The sequence below is a fragment of the Syntrophomonas sp. UBA5494 genome, assembly GCF_002426325.1.
The window spans coordinates 21,906-25,066 of sequence record NZ_DIPG01000148.1 but is presented as its reverse complement, the minus strand read 5'-3'; the positions used below and the strand labels follow the sequence as shown (position 1 = coordinate 25,066).

Annotated in this window: 4 protein-coding genes; 1 reads left to right on the top strand and 3 read right to left on the bottom strand. The window is 51.2% G+C overall.

Annotated elements, in window-relative coordinates:
* On the top strand, positions 1-462 hold a 462-nt coding region (locus B3W37_RS16705; protein WP_483176491.1), incomplete at its 5' end, for a bacterial transcriptional activator domain-containing protein.
* A 71-nt stretch (positions 463-533) separates the two neighbouring features.
* Here the strand turns inward: B3W37_RS16705 and B3W37_RS16700 are convergent.
* From B3W37_RS16700 to B3W37_RS16690, 3 genes are read right to left on the bottom strand one after another with little or no spacing between them, the layout of a single operon-like run.
* Positions 534-962, bottom strand: coding sequence for an ACT domain-containing protein (locus B3W37_RS16700; protein WP_483168544.1), 429 nt, complete (start codon positions 960-962; stop codon positions 534-536).
* A 12-nt stretch (positions 963-974) separates the two neighbouring features.
* The gene (locus tag B3W37_RS16695) at positions 975-2,273 is read right to left on the bottom strand and encodes a phenylacetate--CoA ligase family protein (RefSeq protein WP_481040191.1); all 1,299 of its coding nucleotides are present in this window, start codon (positions 2,271-2,273) and stop codon (positions 975-977) included.
* Positions 2,274-2,278: 5 nt separating this feature from the next.
* A complete protein-coding gene (locus B3W37_RS16690) occupies positions 2,279-2,965 on the bottom strand; it encodes an endonuclease III domain-containing protein (RefSeq protein ID WP_483168546.1) in 687 nt (228 codons plus the stop codon).
* Positions 2,966-3,161: the final 196 nt, after the last annotated feature.

Genomic DNA, 3,161 nt, shown 5'->3' with positions numbered 1-3,161 from the left:
GATATACACGAATTTTTACGCCTCTATGGCGAGTCTTCCCGGCTTACCGGCCATACTCCTCAAATAGAACAAAAACAGGCCAACCTTCTGGAAAAAATGCTCTTAATATACAAAGGGGATTTGATGGAAGGCAGTGATTACGGAGACCTGGTATTCCATGAACGGGAAAGGTTCAAATCCATCTTTATGGAGTCATGCCAGAAACTGAGCGCAATCTATATTAAGCGTGGAGAATGGCGGCAGGCCGAAGAAATTCTGAGACAGGCGTTAGCTGCGGAGCCATATAATGAAAACGTATGCCTGGAGCTGATTAAGCTATATATGTCCCGGGGAGGAAAAAGTAAGGCAGCCAGGCTTTACTACAGCTTTAAAAAGCGTTTGGAGCAGGAGCTTGATATAAAGGTTGACAGAAGGTTGACTGAGGCAATCCGCAGTACAAGACTTAGGCAGCAAGAGATATAGTAAAAAATGTTACAACCGGGCCGTATTATTTCATCCAGCCCGGTTGTCGGTTGTTTTATCTGTTCTTATCTCTATAGTTCGTATAGCTTCTTCTCTTCCAAGAAACGGATGCCCTGTTTCTCAAAAGCCGCTTTGGCCCGTTGTATATCCTCGACTTTAAAGATGATCAGGGCGTCGTCATCTTTGGTCCCTAAAAAGGCATAGAGGTATTCGATGTTGAGGTTCTCTTCCGCCATCTGTTCCAGAACCGTAGCCAGGCTGCCGGGTGAATCCGGAACCTGCACCGCAACGACCTCAGTTTGGCTTACGGTAAAACCCTGTTCCTTTAAGATCCGGTAGGCCTTTTCAGGATCGTTAACAATCAGGCGCAGGATGCCGAAATCAGAAGTATCCGCAATGGACAAAGCTCGGATATTCACCTGGGCATCCCCCAGTACCCGGGTCACATGGGATAGTCTGCCCGCCTTGTTTTCAAGAAAAACCGAAATCTGTTTGGCCATATTGTCTCCCTCCTATAATTTCCTATTATCAATAATCCTCTTAGCCTTGCCTTCGCTTCTTTCAATGGATCTGGGTTCTACCAATCTCACCCTGACCGAGATGCCCAAGCCGCTGTCTAAATCACGGGTGATTCTGGCCTCCAGCTCTTCCAGCCTTCTGACTTCGTCGCTGAAGACCCCTTCCGAGACTTCCACCTGTACTTCGAGCCGGTCCAGATTGGAGACCCGATTCACCACCAGCTGGTACTGCGGCTCGATACCAGGTATCTGTAATAGAATACTCTCCACCATGGAAGGAAATACATTGACTCCACGAATAATCAGCATATCGTCGGAACGGCCCAGTATTTTTTGGATGCGGGCGTGGGTGCGGCCGCACTCGCAGGGCTCGCGGTTTATCCTGGTCAGGTCCCGGGTACGGTAGCGCACCAGGGGCAGTGCTTGTTTGGTCAATGAGGTGATTACCAGTTCGCCGTGGCTGCCATAGGGTAGAACCTCCCCGCTGTCGGGATCTATTATCTCCGCCAGGAAATGGTCTTCCGCCAGGTGCAGTCCGTTTTTACCGGCGCATTCCGAGGCTACCCCCGGCCCGATGAGTTCGGTCATGCCATAGACATCATAAGCGTCGATCTCCCATTTGCTTTCGATCTCTTTGCGCATGTTCTCCGACCAGGGTTCGGCTCCGAATAAGCCGGTTTTGAATCTGAACTGGGAACGATCCAAGCCGGACTCCATGAATTCTTCATACATAACCAGGGCATACGACGGGGTGCAGCCCAGCAAGGTCGTGCCGTAATCGTGCATCAACATGATCTGCCGCCGGGTATTCCCCCCGGAAGCGGGCAGTACTGCCGCACCTATTTTTTCGGCCCCATAATGGCCTCCCAAACCGCCGGTGAACAGTCCATAACCCCAGGTGATCTGAATGATCGAATCAGCGCTGGCTCCGGCGCCGGTCAGGGCCCGGGCCATCAATTCCGCCCAGGTTTCTATATCATCCCGGGTATAACCGGCTACAGTCGGCTTGCCGGTGGTGCCGGAAGAAGACTGGATGCGCACCACATCACGCATGGGTACAGCCAGCAAGCCGAAGGGATAATTGTCACGGAAATCCTGCTTGGTGAGAAAGGGCAGATACTTGAGGTCTGCCAGATTGTTGATATCCTGGGGTTTAACCCCTGCCGCATCCATCTTGGATCTATAGGCCGGAACAAAGCTGTAGGCCCGAAAAACTGTCTCTTTTAACCTGCTCAATTGCAGCTTGTCTAACTCCTCCCGGGGCATACATTCTTTTTCTTTATTCCAAATCATGTATTCTACCTCCTAGTATTGTTTTCCTGCTCATTATATCTGCACCCGGATGCAACCGGGCAGCCCCCGCAGCGAGGGCCTCGCTTCCTGCAGAAGTTTGCTCCCAGCGTCACCAGGAGGGCATGGTATTCATTGTACAGTTCGGCCTGCGGGGGCAGGTTTTCCTGAAAATAATTTTGCAGGGCTTGATAGTCAAGCTCCTCCTCTACCAATCCCATCCGGGAAAATATTCGCTGTGTATAGGCGTCAACCACAAAAACCGGGTGCCCGCCGGCATAGAGTAGTATGGAATCAGCTGTTTCCGGCCCGATGCCCCACAGATTCAGAAGCTCCCGGCGCAATTCCGCGGTAGGGCCATTAAACATAGCATCGATGTCTCCTTCAAAGCGCTTATCTATCCAACCCAGAAGGGTTTTCAGCTTGCGGGTCTTCTGGCGATGATAGCCGGCGGGATGTAGCAGCCCAGACATAACATCGTCATTCATCTGCAGGAGGGCATTAAAGTCCATGTTGCCGGTATTTTTCAGGTTGCCTATGGCCTTTTCCACATTTCTCCACGAGACCCCCTGAGTAAGAACGGCGCCGATGATGATCTCCAGCCTGCTTTCGGCGGGCCACCAATAGCGCGGGCCAAAAGTATTATAGAGTTGATCATATATAGTCAGTAATGAGGCCGGGTGAGATTCTGACACTGGATACAGTCCTTCCTGAATAAGGTCTTGTTTCTCAAGTTGGGGAATTTAAGCCAGATCCAGCAAGCCGTTAGCAGCTTGTTGAGCCATCAATAAACCGGCACTGGCGTTACGGTCACCAACTGCCCAATAATGCCGGTCCTGCTTCACAAGCGGGCTGCCCGGGAGAAGACCACTTCCAGACCATTGACAATAT